The following is a 16,709-nucleotide window of genomic DNA, read 5'->3' on the forward strand; positions in this document are numbered from 1 at the left end:
TTTCTCTGAATACTTTCTGTAGTAAAAGGGAGTATTATCGGACCTTACCAAGTTGAGGGGAAGCGGAGCGAAAGTACACAAATCACGATGACATTTAAGAGCGAAATGCTCTTGCCTTTTTTAAGTCCTTTCTGTACCTTTTAAAGATAATGCCAGATCGTCTTAAGTGGAAGCGGTTTAATAAGAAAGAGTTTTGATAATACAAAAAGAGAATCAACAGAACGAAGGGAAAAATGAACAGAGATGAAATACTGCTTTTTTTACGCCGTTTTAGAGAAAAATATCATTCAAAATACAACATTGTCAAAATCGGAGTTTTTGGTTCAGCGGCAAGAGACAGTATGAACGATAAAAGCGATATTGATATTGTTGTGGATTTAGGAAGGCCTGACTATTTTAACCTCATTGGCATAAAGCAAGCACTGGAGGAACAGCTCCATTATCCGGTAGATATTGTACGTACAGGATAACATGAACAAATATCTAAAGCAGAGAATCGATGCAGAGGCCATTTATGTATGATAGAGGCTTTGTTTTAGAAATATTAACTCAAATTTATCAGGCCGTATCTATCATTAGTAGACGAATTAAGCCCATAAAATCAGCAAATGATTTCACAGATTCTGAAGAAGGAATGGAAAAACTGGATGCGATCTGTATGCAATTAATTCGATTGGTGAAAGCCAGAAAAATATGGATAAGATTACAAGCAAATCCCTTTTACCTAAATATCCTCAAATAGAATGGGACAAATCAAAGGAATGAGAGATATTATTAGCCATCACTATTTCGATGTAGATGCTGAAGTTGTTTTTGATGTTTGCAAAAATCATATTGATGAACTGGCGAAGACAATTAACCAAATCATCAAAGATATATCACAATGACACGTTCCGAAAGGATTCCGTAGGAATAGTAGTAGCCCATATGATCCGGATATATCAATCGAAAGGGACATTTCATGAGAAAACAATTCGCCGTTTCTTTTTTAGCAGCCTCGATCAGCTATTTTGCCACGTCATGCCAGCAGGCTGATACAAATCAATCAGCTTCTTTTCGGGCATGGAATCTCGCCGATCTGCAGTTGGAAACAACCAATGTTCTAAAAGTGCTGGTTCTTCATGATATGGAAGGACTTTCCGGCCAGGACGACTGGCATACTTTTTCGTACTCCTATAAAGAAGATTATGAACGCGGACAAAAATTATGGGTAGCCGATATATAAAATTTCTCAAAGGATTTTATTTAAGAATTGTTATTTTCTTTTTCCTGGTCTTTTCCTGCCCCGAAACCTTATCTGTCACCTTACCAAAAAATTCATACAACCCGGGCTTTAATTTTTTAAGATCTATGCTGATATGTTCTTTTCTTGTTTGGTCAGGTACATCAAAATTGTAGACTACCGAAACTTTTTCCGCCTTATTGTCCAACCTGCCTTTCTTATCCAATTTGGAAATACCAAATTCAAGCGTATAATGAGCAGTCCCTCCGGCATCTTTTTGCAAGTGATAAATTTCACAGTAAACCTGTAAAGGATCTTGTTTAGATACCTGTTTAGCCGGCACTAAAGGAAAGGGAAGATGAGATTTGTAATTCTCCGATGGAAAGTTTACACCCAGCACCCAATCGCTTAATTCCAATGAATCAAGATTGGCGGCTAACGGTTTTCTGGTTTTGAAGAAGGTTTTACCTATGGCATAAAGTCTATTTTTCTCCTCAGAAAAACGGTCTCCTTCTGCTATAGAATCAGCGTAATAACCAATGGCCTCGGAAGAAACAGAATAATGGTTATTGGCTTGCAAATGGTTTACCATAAACACAGAAATATTATCCATTCCCTTTGGCACGAGATCTTCGACCCGGTCGATTTCCTCCAAAGATTCATTCCGAATAATTAGAGCGTGTTTCAGATGGTAATCCGGAATTTCTAGGGATTTTTTGCTCCTGGCCGATACTTTCCTGGGTTTAAACTTTGGATAAGAAAGAGCGATAATTGCTAATCTTGGTTGGTTTTTTTGATCTAGTAAACGAATGTTATGGGTTATTATATCAATTTTACCAAACAGATCTTCGTAATCCGAATTATCCAAATTAGCGAATTTATAATTAGGATTAATCCTGTCATTATTTTTATTGGCATAAAATATAGTGCGTAAAACACGAATGTAATGGCCGCTTGGCTGACCTCTTTCCCTGGCCATTTGCTGGTGGTTCCAAATTTCTTCCAACTCAAAATAACGTTCTCGAAATATTGGATTAAATAGAGATAACTCTGCATAGTACATAATTTGATAAATGGACTGTTTCTTGGGAATAAGAGATTCAACTCCTTCAACCAGTCCAAAACTGCCAGTTCCAAATCTATTTGCAAAAAGAAATACACTGTGTTCTTCCGTTCCTAGCGTATTATAAATCCACATCTCATATTCCGGATTTAGATCTTCCGTCTTAATCTTTCTCCTCGCACGGAGATTGGCTACCCATCGCATGAGTTCAAGCTCGCTGGCTGACGAAGAGCCCAGCATCCCCTTATGCTTCTTACCCGGTTGGCCATATTTCACATAAATTGTTCCCCTGGCATCGCAGCCATAAACGCCATTACGGTTCTTACCAAAATGTTTTCGGGCATAGGCAATACGTACCCAATGTTCGATCAAACGCTCATTGCCACGCGTTGCGGGTCTGGAATCCTTTTCAAGCCAAAACTTCCGTAAATAAAAACAGATTTCCAGGCTTTGTTGTTTGGCCGTTTGCTGCCAGGTTGCTTGTGCCTCTTCACCTAGCAAAGGCGACAATCTATCGATCTCCTCCTTAACAGTTTTTGGAAATTCGAACATGCCCGGCTTTGAAAATCCCCATAAATAAATCTCGCTGGCATTGTTATAATATTCTTGTGCCTTCATTTCGGTCGCCAGTTCAATGAAGGCTATACCAATGCGAGGATCAACTTTGCCCAATTTGTCTAATTTATAGTGAGCAGACCACCATATTTTGAGTGCTCCTTGCCAATCGCCATTTTTCTTTGACTCTAGTCCACGGGTAAAATAATCCTGGTTTGCATAGAGCTGGGAAATGAAGACTTGAGGCTGCATCAATGCGCAAATCGCTAAAGAAGTATGAAGAAGGGAGAATTTAATGATTTTATACATCCAGTTTTATCTCGATGATTTGAGTAACAAAACAATAAACGTTACGGATCATTTATGGGTTCCCAATGAACTTATTTAGGAAAATTTTCCTTATTTCAATAAAATCATCTTTCTCATTTGAATGAAATCACCGGCTTTTAGACGGTAAAAGTACACACCGTTTGCAAGCCGGGAGGCATCAAAATCCACCAAATAATTCCCACTGTTTTTCTTTCGATCAACCAAAATTTGCACCAACCGGCCGGAAGCATCAAAAATTTTCAGTGAGACATGTTGCGGCTCTGGAATCGCATACTGAATGATTGTAGTAGGATTAAAAGGGTTAGGATAGTTTTGAGATAAGCTATATTCAACAGGAATATCCAATTGTTGATTCTCAACAGTCGTTAAGCTGCTATCTTCTTCAATTTGTAAAAATTGGTTTACTGCCGTATTTTCATACGTTTCAACAATCCCGGATGGCCATTGAACCGTAATGGAATCAATAGAAGTTGCATCACCCAAACCGAAAACAGCATTAAGGCTATTCTGGCCGCCCCAACCTCCACCGGTTAAGCCGCTTAATTCACGTACTTGCCAGAGCGGGGTTCCATTGATAGTGGCTTTTAATTTAATTTTAGCACCGATAGCAGAGGCATTGGAAACAGTTCCTTTTAGAAGCAAATTAATCCAATTATTGTTATTGGTTCCGCGACTTTTATTGTTCATATACAGGAAATTCTTTTGATCCACAGTAAAACTGTTGGCCACGAACATATCCAAAAAGCCATCCTTATTATAATCACCCCAGGAGCATCCGTTTGAATTGCCAACATTGTTTATAATATTGTTGCCATTGCTGACTTTACTAAATGTACCCTGCCCATCAACATTCTCGTATAAGTAATTTATATCAATATTGGTTACAAAGATATCCAGGTCGCCATCGTTGTCATAATCACCCCAACTGCTGCCAAAAGAAGCCGCGGCGTCGGCAACTATTTCACCGGTGACAATTTTTTCAAATGTAGCCGATCCACTTTCTGCTAACAGGTTTTTATAAAAGGAATTGACTCCTTTATCATTGGGTATAAAGAGGTCCAAATCACCATCGTTATCCATATCACCCCAGCTTCCGCCCATGGAACGATTATCTTCATTGACAATATCAATCCCCAGAATTTTTGTAAAGCTTCCGTCCCCATTATTTTGATATAGATAATTATTACCTATATTGGCAACAAAAAGGTCTAAATCTCCATCGTTGTCATAATCTACCCACGATCCGCTAATGGAACGCCCACCATCATTGACAATTTCTCCTTGCGTTATCAGCGTAAATGAATAATCCGGTGGACCATTGTTATGATACAAGGCATTGTTCTGCTCCACACCACTGCCATTTGCAACAAACAAATCAATATTCCCATCATTATCATAATCACCCCAGGTTCCGCTGTTGGAATCGTGATTATCGGTTACGACATTGCCATTGGTGATTTTAGTAAAATTACCTCCTTCATTTTTATATAAGAAATTCGTTTGGCCTAATCCGAAGAAACTATTTGCAACAAACATATCTAATTTGTTGTCGTTGTTATAATCACCCCAGGAGCTGCCAAATGAATTACCGGCATCGTTGACGATTTGACCCACTTGCGCAGAAGTCATTTTGGAGAAAGAACCATCACCATTATTATGATATAAAATATTATCAACACCTATTGAATTGGTAAGGAACAAATCCAAAAGCCCATCATTATCGTAATCGCCCCAGCTATTACTAACGGTATTGCCGCCATCAAGGACAACTTCACCATCCGTAATCAACTCAAATAGTTTGTTGGGGCTTGGACTCCCGGATGTCTGTATATCTCCTACATGTTCGCTTTCACTATTTGCATAAACTGCGGTTACCCTGTATAAATATTCCGTCCCGGCATCAGTAGACTGATCCACAAAGAAGGTCCTTTCCACAGGTACATTTGTGAGTAGTGACTCTTCACCTGTGTCTTCATTTTTACGATAAATATTGTAAGAAAGTAAATTGGCAGAGCCTCCGCATTCACCCGGCAAATTATCGCCTATACTAAAAGCTTCAGTGTTACTTAGACTTGTCAGGTTTATAGATTGACCATCAGGTGATTTTGCTATATCAAAACCAAATTCCCTAAACGGACTTAAATTACCGGCATCATCATTAATGGCAATGTTTACGGAAACCTTGTCATCGTTTCCAAACTTGATGCATAATTCGAAGGAAAACTGAAATTGAGGTTCATCTCCAGTTTGTAGAATTTCAGTAACCAATGAACCGGGAATCAAGCGAGCTTCCGCTCCATATGGAGATGGTTCGGAATATACATTCACGATTGAGCTATCGGAGAGATCCCCATTTTGATCTTTAACAGTAATGGATATTATGTCAGGTATTGTTCCTTGCGAACCATCCGGGAATTCGCATACATCCTGTGCTTTTTTTGCTAATGAAGTCCCAAATAAACCGAAAAATGGAGCAGATGCATTAAGCGGTTGATTCCATGATATCTTGACAAAAGAAGAAAGCCCTTGTTTTTTATCGAATACTTGTTCCAAAGTAAGGTTCCTGGGTAAACCCAGATCTTCAATTCGAGTGACAAATATATCCAAGTCACCGCTGCTTGTGGGTTGGAACGTACCAAAATCTGCCGTGGAACGAAAACTTCCGGTAACAAAAGTATTTAGCAAGTTATTTTCTTCGCCTAGAATATCTTGATACGAAAATGCTGCGGCTGTTACTGCACTGCCAAAATCATCTTCGACACTCCCGGAGTGTTTAGCCCAAAGTAATCGTCCGGATTGATTGTACTTGGCAATAAAAATATCTCTGCCACCGTTACTTTCAAATTTATGCTCATTTTGCAGCCCTTTTGCAAACACCATAGATTCTACATAATCTCCCGTGATCAAAACAGAAACAGCTTGAGGTCCCAGAGGATCCCTTCGCCTGAAAACATGTATCCCCCGGCTCTCATCTCGGCCAATGCTCCCGGCTTGTTGAATCCAAATTAAGTTGCCATCATCATCATACCTGGCGACAAAAACGTCTCGGTCCCCGGAACTTATTAACGATTTATTATCGAAAATTCCCGTATCATTAAAACCACCGGTCACATAAAGATGAGTTTTACCAAATTCTTCGTCATCTTCATGTATATATCTTGCAATGCCATGTCCCTGGTCTTTGCCTTTTCCTCCAGCTTGTTTAACCCAAATTAATAAACCATCCGGATCATATTTAGCAATAAAGATGTCTTTATCTCCCCGGCTGGTTAATGCAGTTTCGTTATTTTCACCCGGGCCAAAAGTTGCCCTGGTTTCATCAAATTGTCCGGTTACAAAGCTATTGCCAAATTCATCCAAAGTGATGCCCTGGCCATTGTCACTTTGTGGGCCGCCGGCTCTTTTTGCCCACACAAGTTCTCCAGTATTTCCATCATACTTTGCCACAAAAATATCTTTATTGCCGGCGCTGGTCAATTCAGTCTGGTTTGCTTCACCTTTACCAAAAGTTGCCAAATCCCTAAACCATCCTGTCACAAAAACATCTGAGCCAAAATTACCAACTGCAATACCTGTTCCTATATCTTCCAAAGAACCACCTGCACGGGTAGCCCATATGACATTACCCGAACCATCTAATCGGACTATGAAAATGTCATCACTGTTTGAATCGGATACCAGTGAAAAAGAACCAAATGCTACCGTGTCTTGAAACGAACCCACCATAAAAATGTGAGCATCCGAAGTAGCAACGTCATTTCCCGCACTTTTACTGGATGCATTGCCAAAAACCATGGACCAGTTTAACTTGCTTGTTGAATTATAATTGTTAATAAAAACATTTTGATCGAGTTTTCCGGTTATAAGAATATCACTGGACCCAAACAATGAAATTCCATGGCCGGCATCTCTGTTGGAACCACCGGCTTGATTAAGCCAGCAATATCCGACACTTTGTGCCGAAAGCTGATTTGTAATAGCGAAAATACTTATAATGAAAATCAACTGGAATTGGTTTTTTTTCATGTCTACTCCCAATATCAATGGTTAAAATAAAATTAGAACACTATGGAAATGCCAAAAGTAGATACTATGTTTGACCTGATCCCGCCATCGTTCAGTGGAATCAAAAAATTGCCCAGCAGAAAAATCCGATCTGAAGGTGCGAACTTGAATCCAACTGCGGTGTCGAATAGGTGATCATAATCATCTTCAGGAATATTACTGAGATCGATAATTTCTTCGTAGCTTGCCGTTCCTGGAAATCTTGTTCTTGTAATGACGCTAGTCCCTGGAAAGATATTGATTGTTTCGCTGCTTTCCAAATCGATTTCACCAATTAAGTCGATAGCGAATGTCAAACCTGTGGTTAACTTTTGATCGAAACCTATATTAAACTCAAATTCGTCGCTGTCAAAATCTGCCCAGCGTCGGTTAAAGCCAATGTTGAGATGAGGATTAAAATCACCTATTTTTTTTGATAGAAAAATGGATGTTTTCACGCTGGGTTTTCCAGTACCGAGAAAGTCTTCTTTATTTCCTGTTGGAAATCGATATTCGGCAAAAGCGGCAAAATTCAGACTCGACTCTTGCTTAAAGCTGTATTTGAGTCGTAGAGCAATATCCCCAATGCCAGTCATGCTGCTTTCATACTCAAATGTATCCGTCAATTGGGGATGAAGCACGTCATCGTTAAAATTGAAAACAGCTTGTCCTAATTGAATCAAGGTAATACTGTTGATGACTGCCTTTGCTGTGCCATTCATTTTGAGGTTGATCATAGGAACTGCAATGCCTACGTCCAGGTTAGGTGTAAGTCCATAGGTTGAGTAGAACACGAAAGAACTAGCGCTGAGATTTAGATCAGGATAAAACTCCATCGTATCATTATCGATAAGATCATTGGGATCCTCACCTCCAAACACGCCATCTTGATCAAAATCCGGAATAAATGTAAATTTAAAATCTTCGATAGCTAATCCCCTGAAATCGGATAAGTCATAATAGGAATAATTCAGCCCAAAATAGAATTTACCTTTACCAATTGTCTCCGCCCTTTCTCCAAAAATAGGGCCGAGACTTTCTGTAATTAACTCCGGAACACCGGTTTGAAGATCTACAGTTACTCCAGCGATTGTTGAAGTTAACGGAAAAGAAGCGATTTTTGTTTGAATTAAACTGCCCATATTAAATAATGCCGTGCTCGCTCCCCGATATACGTCATCAATGATACTTATTGCACCGGGTGGAGAAAATAGATCCTCTTGAAATATTTTTTTAACGATACTTGTGAAAATATTATCAGGCTGGGCTTTCGTTTCTTTTGGAAATAAGCAGCTAAGGATGATAGATATAAAGAAAACTTTGAACAGTGGTTTCATTTTCCAGTATTGGTTCTTTTAAAGGTTTTGCCTGATATTGAATTTTAAAATCAGTTTGTTGCGGAAATTAACGAAATGGTTTCCGCAATGCTTCACTGGTGTTATTGAACGCCAAATCAGTTACGATCTGTTTTAACTACTGTTAGAATGCTAATCATAATTATATTTTTTTACCTGGCCTGGAAACTAGAAATCTTCCAGTTGCCATTGATTTGTTCGATTGTCCACGTATATGCGTAACTAATGGGTGGTCTTCTTCTGTTCTTATTGTCGATATAGAAAATCCGCATTAAGATATCCACCGTCGCGCTATTTTCGCCGAATTTAATACTTTCTTGTGCGATTTGAACCCTTTGAATATTGATACGTCTAAAAGTCTTGCGCCATTTGTCCCTTTCGGATTGGATTAAATTAGTAAATAATGAGCGAACACCCTCAATATTCTTTTTCTCTAGACTGCCTTTAAATTTGTCAATGACGCTTTTAACGCCTTGCTCAATGATAGATATTCGCTCTCTTTCACTATCAGTTTTTTCTTTTTCCATTAATGCAGCTTCAGTAACCACTTGACCAAAATTTAGCTCTGCATCTTTAAAATGGCTGGCAGCAGCGTTAAAATCATTTTGACTGTATGCCGTATTGCCATCCGTCTCAAATTGAATGGCTTTTTGGTATTTTGCGTTTGTGAAATCATTTTGTTGAACATTTTCTTTTGCGGCATTCATCGAGGTCTTGGCATTGTTAGCGTTGTCTTTTAGTGTTGCCAGGATATTAACTTTGGCTTCCGCATAAAGCATTTTTGCATTCTCGAAAGAAAACAACGCCGCATTAAAATCTTTGGCATCAAATTCACCATCACCCTTTTCTTCACGTGCAATTGCTTGTTGGTATTGATTGTTTCTTTTCTTATCTGTTTGACTACCCGGAAGTTGCGTTTTGATATCCATCATATCTGACCGCATTTGTACAACCCTGCTTTCTATGTTGGGTTTTGCTGGCCGTTCAATATTCACGCTGGATGCCGCTTCGTCTCTTGCTTTTTGGTAACCATCCTTTGCCATTGTAAACGCCATTTTTGCTGCACGCAAACTTTCTTTACCACCCGCAGTCATTTTTTCGTTTCCAACAATCTCTTGTTGAATGGCGTCATCGTAATAAACGTTTGCTTTTATATTCGCATCTATCTTATCAGCCGCTGTTTTCTCCACTAACATTTCCGTTCGAATTTCTACAACTTCCTGTCTAATTTTGTTAAGAGCTTCTGTTTCCGCTTCAGTTTTACTTTGGGTCTGTGCTAATTTTGCCGGCATGCCTGGGGCAGACTGCCAGGATAGCACGCTGAATGCGGAGGCCAATACGATTACTGAAGCGTAAAGTAATACTTCCACACCTCTAAGTTTGTCAGGTCCTTTCCGGCCATGAAAGTAAGCAATGATTCCAGCAATTGGAAATCCCGATAATATACAAATTAGAATCACTTGATGCCATCTTGGGTCAAATTTGTATTGATCGATAAAATAGGGGCCTACTTCGAACAGACCTATTGAAACCATCAGGTACGATCCAACAATTGGTATAAATTTACGCCGGCGAATTTCCCGGATAAATCGGGAAGTAAGGGACTCTTTGGAAATCGGGCGTTTCTGGTCAGGTATATCGACTATTGTAAGGGTTAATTCTTCAGGTTGTATTTTATTTAATTTATTGAGAAACGAGTTAGCATCTTCGGTTCGAACTTCTCTGTCTTTTTCAAGCAATCCTTCTATAAGTGAAAATAGTGGATTAGAGATGTTTCGAATTGCAGCCATCCCGCTTGCATCTTCATTGAGGATCTTAAAAAGGATCGCGGCATCGTAATCTCCGGTAAAAGGTCTATTACCGGTCAAAACTTCGATTAATATTACACCAAGAGACCATAAATCAGAGCGTGCGTCAACAATTTCACCTCTCACTTGTTCAGGCGACATATACGAAAGCGTTCCCAAAGTTGACCCACTCTGGGTTACCTGGGTGTGTTCTTCTCGACGTGCCAGGCCAAAATCCATTATTTTCACGATCCCGTTTTGATCCGTCATAATGTTGGCCGGCTTCAAGTCTCTATGCACGATACCCTTCTTGTGTGCTGCCGCAAGTCCACGTACCACTTGCTTGGCCAATTCGATTGTTTGTTTCACAGACAATGGTCCTTTAGCCAGCCGCGTTTCCAAAGATTCTCCCTCTACCAATGCCATAGCTATGTACGATTGGTTTTGGAATTCTCCAAATTCAAAGATGGTGCAGATGTTGGGGTGATCCAATGCCGAGGCCGCTTTCGCTTCATTGTGAAATCTTTTTTTTGATTCCTCATTTTCAAGTAAATGAGGAGGAAGGAACTTGAGAGCTACATCCCGGTCTAAGGTTGTGTCATGAGCTCGATAAACCACTCCCATCCCGCCACGACCTATTTCTTCTACTATTTTATAATGAGAAATTGACTTGCCTATCATAGGCTCATCCAGGAATTTATTTCTTTCTGTCTGCGGGACGACTTGTCCCGATCTGTCGGGAAGTTCCCGCCACGGCCAATCTCCTCCAAGATTTTGTAATGAGAGATAGTTTTACCGATCATAACTGAGTTTCTTTCGATTTAATTAACCTGGTCTATTCATAAACTTTGTCACTGGTTTATAAAACTGTCATTCCCGTCCCGCCTGGTCGGGATTATCGGGAATCTTGTTACACAGGCCCATAAACTCCCGACAAACTTGTGCTCGTACGTTTTTTACGGGTAAGCATTCGGGGGTGACATTTTTGGTGTTCTCGGACAGCCTGAAAGTATTGGGGAACCACACCATGCAGCATCCTGGGCGACGGGATGACATTGGATGCTATAAGCTTAAAAACATGATTCATGAATTATCCAGGTTAATTAATAAAACTTATTTTCTTCTTTTTTTTCAATACTCTTTGTGCCTTTGTGCCTTTGTGCCTTTGTGGATAAGTAAAATTTGTAGTTGCATAACGCAAAAGTCAAGAATTTTTCTATTTTTTTCAATTATCAACCCTGAGTTTACTCTAAAAACCGATTCAATCGCTTTTCTAAAAAAAATTGATACATAAAAACAAATACTTATGAGAGCGATGGAATCGGTTATCCCACCTTTTTAGAATGTGAGCAAAGAACCACACGATCTTTACTATCGAATCAAAGCGTTAAATCCACGTATATAAGTCCTGATAATTTGATAATTGATAATTGTTCATTGCCCATTGTTAACTGATCATTGTTAATTGTTAATTGTTCATCTTTTCCCTTGATTTTTCAAAAACTGCTTGGTACTTTGGTTATCAAAATAGAATAAACCTTTGGGGGCTATATGAGCATGTTTCACCACACAATTTCAGAATCTAAAGAGCAAAATTATTGCAGGAGGTTTAGGTTGCTATGCGGATCAAAACTATAGCATTTACGAGACTTGTGAGGTCTGCTAGTGTGATTAAGTGTATTCCATTTTCGAATTGATTTGGTGAACATACATGAGTATATTAATTTCAAAGTCTTAAACAGAAAGAATTCATAAGATGACAGAATTTGAAAAAATTACTTCACACATACTTTCTCTCCCTACGGAGAAAAGGGCGGAATTAGCTGAAATTCTAATTCAAAGCCTCGATGAAAAAGAAAACGAAGATGTTAAAGGAGCTTGGTTATTGGAAATTAAACACCGAGATCAAGAAATCAGATCTGGAACCGCGGAAATGAAATCAGCGCAAGAAGTTCTTCACGAAGCTCGTGAACAGCTAAGATGTATGAAATAGCAATTCATGTTGACGCAGAAAGAGAGTTAAATGCTGCTGCGCTGTATTATGAAGAAAGTGTTGAAGGATTAGGACAGCAGTTTTTGGATGAATTCGAAGAAGCCATCTCTCAAATACAAAAATTCCCTAAAGCATCTCCAATTTACGAAGAAGAATACAGACGTTATCTTCTGAAACGATTTCCATTTGGCGTCATCTACCGAATTGATGGTGACGATCTTTTTATCATCGCGATTGCCCACCTTAAAAGAAAGCCAAACTACTGGGTATCTCGATAGAAATATAAATGGAAATTGAATATCCCCCATCCAACTCGAACAGAGATTCTACTGGAAAACGGCAAACGAGACATTCAACTTGCTCCGTTTGCCAAAAAGGTAGTGGCCATTCTTCGGAGAAATATTATCGGCACGAAGGCAAGATTTTGGAAAAAGTTTCATATAATAAAAAAAGGCCCTAAAAGGGCCCGATGGTTTTCGCCATCCACCTCCAGTAATCTGGATTAATATAACTCTAAATAATTTTTCATATAATGTCAATTTTTTTCAAACAGTTTCAAAAGAAAAACACAAAATGGCAAATAACCTCGCTTCCAGCGGACAGCGGGCCGTTGGACCTTAGTCAATAAGACTAAAATACAAAAACCAGCAAAAATGAAACTTGCTCATTGTTCATTGCTAATTGTTCTCCTTGACTTTTCGCAATTTGTTAAGTAAACTTAATAGTTATAGCTGCAAATCCAGTCTTAAAACAATACCGAGAAGTCACATAGGCATTTCTGTTTAAGAAAAGGAGATAGTCTAATGAACAGTCTCTACTCGAAACTGGCTTTGGTCCTTTTTCTTTTGAATGCAATTGCATTTAAAGTGGACATCCTGCATTCCCAGCAGCCAAGGATTGGCAGAGAAAATAAACTTCTCCCTAGTGATGGGAAGGACGAAGATTACTTTGGCACATCGGTTGCAATTAGTGGAGCTTATGCCATCATTGGCGCACCCCAAGGGGTAGGGGCGGCATACATATTCAAGTTTGACGGCAGCGATTGGGTCGAAACACAAAAGCTGGTGCTAAGCAATGCCGTGGGTTTTGGTACTTCGGTAGATATTGAAGGAAACGTAGCTGTTGCCGGGGCTCCTTTTAAAAGTGGATCGGCCTCCATCTTCGAATTCGATGGCTTTTAATGGACGGAACGACAAAAGCTGCTATCACCGTCTGGCGGTAATGATAGTTTTGGGGTTTACAACAAAGATATATCTGGCAATAAATTATTCCTTTCAGGTGGTGCTAAGATTGATTTTGCAACCGGTACATATACTTTTGATGCAAATCAAAGCACCGATCTAACACAGGTATATTACCCAAGTACACGGGCGTTAATCGTAACGGAGGAAACAAGCTCAGGCAATCTTGAATTATTCATCAATGGAATAAGTCAAAAGACGGGGGCAGCATCAGCCGGTAGTGTTTCAAACAGCTTTACAGTTCAAGATGCCTTACAGTTGTTCTATAGTTCAACAGCGGCTGCCAATCACCTGACTATATACACAAATTTTGAAGAGTTCAGGACTCAATTAAACCCTGAAATATTATATAATTTTCCTCAGGATACAGACGCTACCACCTCATATAGAACAGGCGATGATAATTGGATAAAAAGTAATTATTTAGATCATTTTTAATAAATAAGAGACGCTAAGTTACGAAATATTGATCAAAAATTTTAACTATCACTAAGGTTTGTAGGGTTAAAATATCCGTAATTCTACCAATAGTGATTTGAATTAAACCAGAATCTATTCCTTTGTGATTATATATAAATATAAATATCGTTTATATTTTAAAGGCTTTTCGTTGGGGGTAATAAGCGAGTTTACCTAAATCCTCTTCAATTCGAAGCAATTGATTGTATTTAGCCATACGGTCACTACGAGAAAGAGATCCTGTTTTTATCTGACCACAATTTAGTGCTACAGCAAGGTCTGCAATGGTATTATCTTCTGTTTCGCCTGATCTATGTGACATCACAGTGGTATAACCCGCATTATGAGCCATGTCTACCGCAGCAATTGTTTCGGTAAGAGTTCCTATTTGATTTACTTTTATAAGTATTGAATTAGCTATACCTTCGTTAATCCCCTTAGATAATCGATCTACATTGGTCACAAATATATCATCACCAACGAGTTGAATTGTATCACCAATTTTTTCGGTTAAATATTTCCATCCTTCCCAATCGTTTTCGTCCATACCGTCTTCAATTGAAATTATAGGATAACTATTACTTAATTCGGCCAAATAATCTGCCTGTTCTTTTGAGGAACGTACTTTTCCTCTTACACCTTCAAACTTTGTATAATCGTATTTACCATTGATATAAAACTCAGAAGCAGCACAATCAAGTGCAATCATAATTTCGACACCTAGTTTATACCCCGCATTTTTTACAGCTTTAGCAATGGTATCTAATGCATCTTCCGTTCCGCTTAAAGTTGGTGCAAAGCCTCCTTCATCACCTACCGTAATGCTCAACCCTCTATCCTGAAGTACTTTCTTAAGATTATGAAATATTTCAGTTCCCATTTTCATAGCATGAGTAAAATTTTTTGCTTCTACAGGCAATACCATAAACTCTTGAAATGCAATAGGTGCATCACTATGTGAGCCTCCATTAATAATATTCATCATTGGAACCGGAAGTGTCTTAGCTTTAACACCACCAACATAACGATATAATGGCATTCCTGATTCTTTTGCTGCAGCTTGTGCAACTGCTAGGGAAACTCCCAGAATAGCATTGGCTCCTAATACTGATTTGTTTGGTGTACCATCAAGATCGATCATATAAGTATCTATTTGTTTCTGTTCAAAGACAGATACCCCAAGCAAAGATTCAGCAATTTTATTATTTACATTTTTAACAGCTTGGGTAACCCCTTTACCCATATAATCACTCCCGCCATCTCTTAATTCTACAGCTTCATGTTCTCCAGTTGAAGTTCCTGAAGGGACAGCTGCACGACCTAGAAATCCATTTTCGGTGATTACATCTACTTCAATAGTAGGATTTCCCCGTGAATCAAATATTTGACGTGCGTGAATATCTACTATTTTGCTCATGCGGTTTGCAATTTGTGCTTTTTAATGTTTTCGATAAATTCGTCAAAAAGATAAGACGCATCGTGTGGTCCCGGACTGGCTTCTGGGTGATATTGAACCGAAAATACCGGTTTGTTTTTAATACGTATTCCAGCAACAGTATTGTCATTTAAGTGGATGTGCGTTATTTCAATATCGGGATGTTGTTCAGTATCTTCTTTATTTATTGCAAATCCGTGGTTTTGAGAAGTAATTTCTCCTTTACCTGTAATTAAATTTAGAATTGGATGATTGATTCCTCTATGACCGTTATGCATTTTAAAGGTAGAAATACCATTTGCCAATGCTATTATTTGATGACCCAAACAAATTCCAAACAAAGGTATACCACTTTTTATTATTTGTTTTGTAGCTTTTATAGCATTTTGAAGTGGTTGTGGGTCACCGGGACCATTAGACAAAAAATATCCATCGGGATTAAATGCTTTCATTTCTTCAAAACTTGTATCATACGGAAAGACCTTTATATAACAATCTCTTTTTGCTAGATTACGAAGTATATTTCTTTTGATTCCCATATCTAAGGCCGAAATTTTAATAGTTGAATCTGCGTTTCCGAAGTAATAGGCTTCCTTAGTGGAAACTTTTGAAGCCAACTCCAGACCATTCATATTAGGAATTCCTGCTAATTGTTTTTTAAGACTATCTATATTTTCAACTTCTGTTGATATTACAGCATTCATAGCTCCATTATCCCGAATGTAAGCTACTAATGCTCTTGTATCCACATCGCTTATAGTTAGCAAATTATTTTTCGCTAAAAAAGATTCTAATGAATTTTGTGCAGCAGGACGTGAATACTGATAACTAAAATTTCTACAAACTAACCCGGCAATCTTTATGGATTCAGATTCTATTTCATCATCGGCAACACCATAATTACCTATATGCGCATTTGTTGCAATCATTAATTGGCCATAATATGAAGGATCTGTAAAAATTTCCTGGTAGCCTGTCATTCCCGTATTAAAACACACTTCCCCAAATGCGGATCCTTTTATGTTTCCAACAGCTTTTCCATAGAAGATGGTTCCGTCTGCTAATAAAATAATTGCCTTTTTTCTTTTTTGGTATTTCATATTTAATAATGTTATGCGAAATTACTTTAAAAGATAGAGTTTATATACATTCATGTTTATAATTTTTAAACAAAAGATAAATTTATAGAAATGATCTAGGTTGGTGTACAAATGTGATTTTTGTG

At 38.5% G+C, this 16,709-nt stretch carries 11 protein-coding genes and 2 pseudogenes; 6 read left to right on the top strand and 7 right to left on the bottom strand.

Going from position 1 to position 16,709, the window contains the following annotated elements:
* Positions 1-233 precede the first annotated feature (233 nt).
* The 3 genes and pseudogenes from IIC38_06450 (at position 234) to IIC38_06460 (ending at position 1,225) form a co-directional block, all read left to right on the top strand.
* Positions 234-522: pseudogene (locus tag IIC38_06450) on the top strand (nucleotidyltransferase domain-containing protein).
* Positions 515-887, top strand: a pseudogene (locus IIC38_06455) (DUF86 domain-containing protein). The pseudogenes IIC38_06450 and IIC38_06455 overlap by 8 nt, the downstream one beginning before the upstream one ends.
* 74 nt (positions 888-961) lie before the next feature.
* Positions 962-1,225: a hypothetical protein gene (locus tag IIC38_06460; protein ID MCH8125586.1), complete on the top strand. Its 264-nt coding sequence runs from the start codon at positions 962-964 to the stop codon at positions 1,223-1,225.
* Between the two features lie 16 nt (positions 1,226-1,241).
* Here the strand turns inward: IIC38_06460 and IIC38_06465 are convergent, their stop codons facing one another.
* From IIC38_06465 to IIC38_06485, 5 genes are all read right to left on the bottom strand, one after another.
* A complete protein-coding gene (locus IIC38_06465) occupies positions 1,242-3,149 on the bottom strand; it encodes a GWxTD domain-containing protein (GenBank protein ID MCH8125587.1) in 1,908 nt (635 codons plus the stop codon).
* A 90-nt stretch (positions 3,150-3,239) separates the two neighbouring features.
* Entirely contained in the window at positions 3,240-7,196 is a 3,957-nt protein-coding gene (locus IIC38_06470) for a VCBS repeat-containing protein (GenBank protein MCH8125588.1), read from the bottom strand.
* A 32-nt stretch (positions 7,197-7,228) separates the two neighbouring features.
* The gene (locus IIC38_06475) at positions 7,229-8,551 is read right to left on the bottom strand and encodes a hypothetical protein (protein MCH8125589.1); all 1,323 of its coding nucleotides are present in this window, start codon (positions 8,549-8,551) and stop codon (positions 7,229-7,231) included.
* Positions 8,552-8,721: 170 nt separating this feature from the next.
* A complete protein-coding gene (locus IIC38_06480; protein ID MCH8125590.1) occupies positions 8,722-11,037 on the bottom strand; it encodes a serine/threonine protein kinase in 2,316 nt (771 codons plus the stop codon).
* Positions 11,038-11,266: 229 nt separating this feature from the next.
* A complete protein-coding gene (locus tag IIC38_06485; protein MCH8125591.1) occupies positions 11,267-11,443 on the bottom strand; it encodes a hypothetical protein in 177 nt (58 codons plus the stop codon).
* A gap of 669 nt (positions 11,444-12,112) precedes the next feature.
* Between IIC38_06485 and IIC38_06490 the strand changes: the two genes are divergently transcribed.
* The 3 genes from IIC38_06490 (at position 12,113) to IIC38_06500 (ending at position 13,530) form a co-directional block, all read left to right on the top strand.
* Entirely contained in the window at positions 12,113-12,349 is a 237-nt protein-coding gene (locus tag IIC38_06490; GenBank protein ID MCH8125592.1) for an addiction module protein, read from the top strand.
* A complete protein-coding gene (locus IIC38_06495; GenBank protein ID MCH8125593.1) occupies positions 12,337-12,627 on the top strand; it encodes a type II toxin-antitoxin system RelE/ParE family toxin in 291 nt (96 codons plus the stop codon). The genes IIC38_06490 and IIC38_06495 overlap by 13 nt, the downstream gene beginning before the upstream one ends.
* 525 nt (positions 12,628-13,152) lie before the next feature.
* Positions 13,153-13,530 carry an FG-GAP repeat protein gene (locus IIC38_06500; GenBank protein MCH8125594.1) on the top strand — a complete coding sequence of 126 codons (378 nt, stop codon included), beginning with the start codon at positions 13,153-13,155 and terminating at the stop codon, positions 13,528-13,530.
* A 649-nt stretch (positions 13,531-14,179) separates the two neighbouring features.
* On the opposite strand, the gene eno is transcribed toward IIC38_06500, so the two are convergent.
* Entirely contained in the window at positions 14,180-15,466 is a 1,287-nt protein-coding gene (eno, locus tag IIC38_06505; GenBank protein MCH8125595.1) for a phosphopyruvate hydratase, read from the bottom strand.
* A complete protein-coding gene (gene carA / locus IIC38_06510; protein ID MCH8125596.1) occupies positions 15,463-16,584 on the bottom strand; it encodes a glutamine-hydrolyzing carbamoyl-phosphate synthase small subunit in 1,122 nt (373 codons plus the stop codon). The genes eno and carA overlap by 4 nt, the downstream gene beginning before the upstream one ends.
* Between the last annotated feature and the right edge of the window lie 125 nt (positions 16,585-16,709).

The sequence above is a fragment of the candidate division KSB1 bacterium genome, assembly GCA_022566355.1.
Taxonomy (GTDB): Bacteria; Zhuqueibacterota; JdFR-76; order JdFR-76; family DREG01; genus JADFJB01.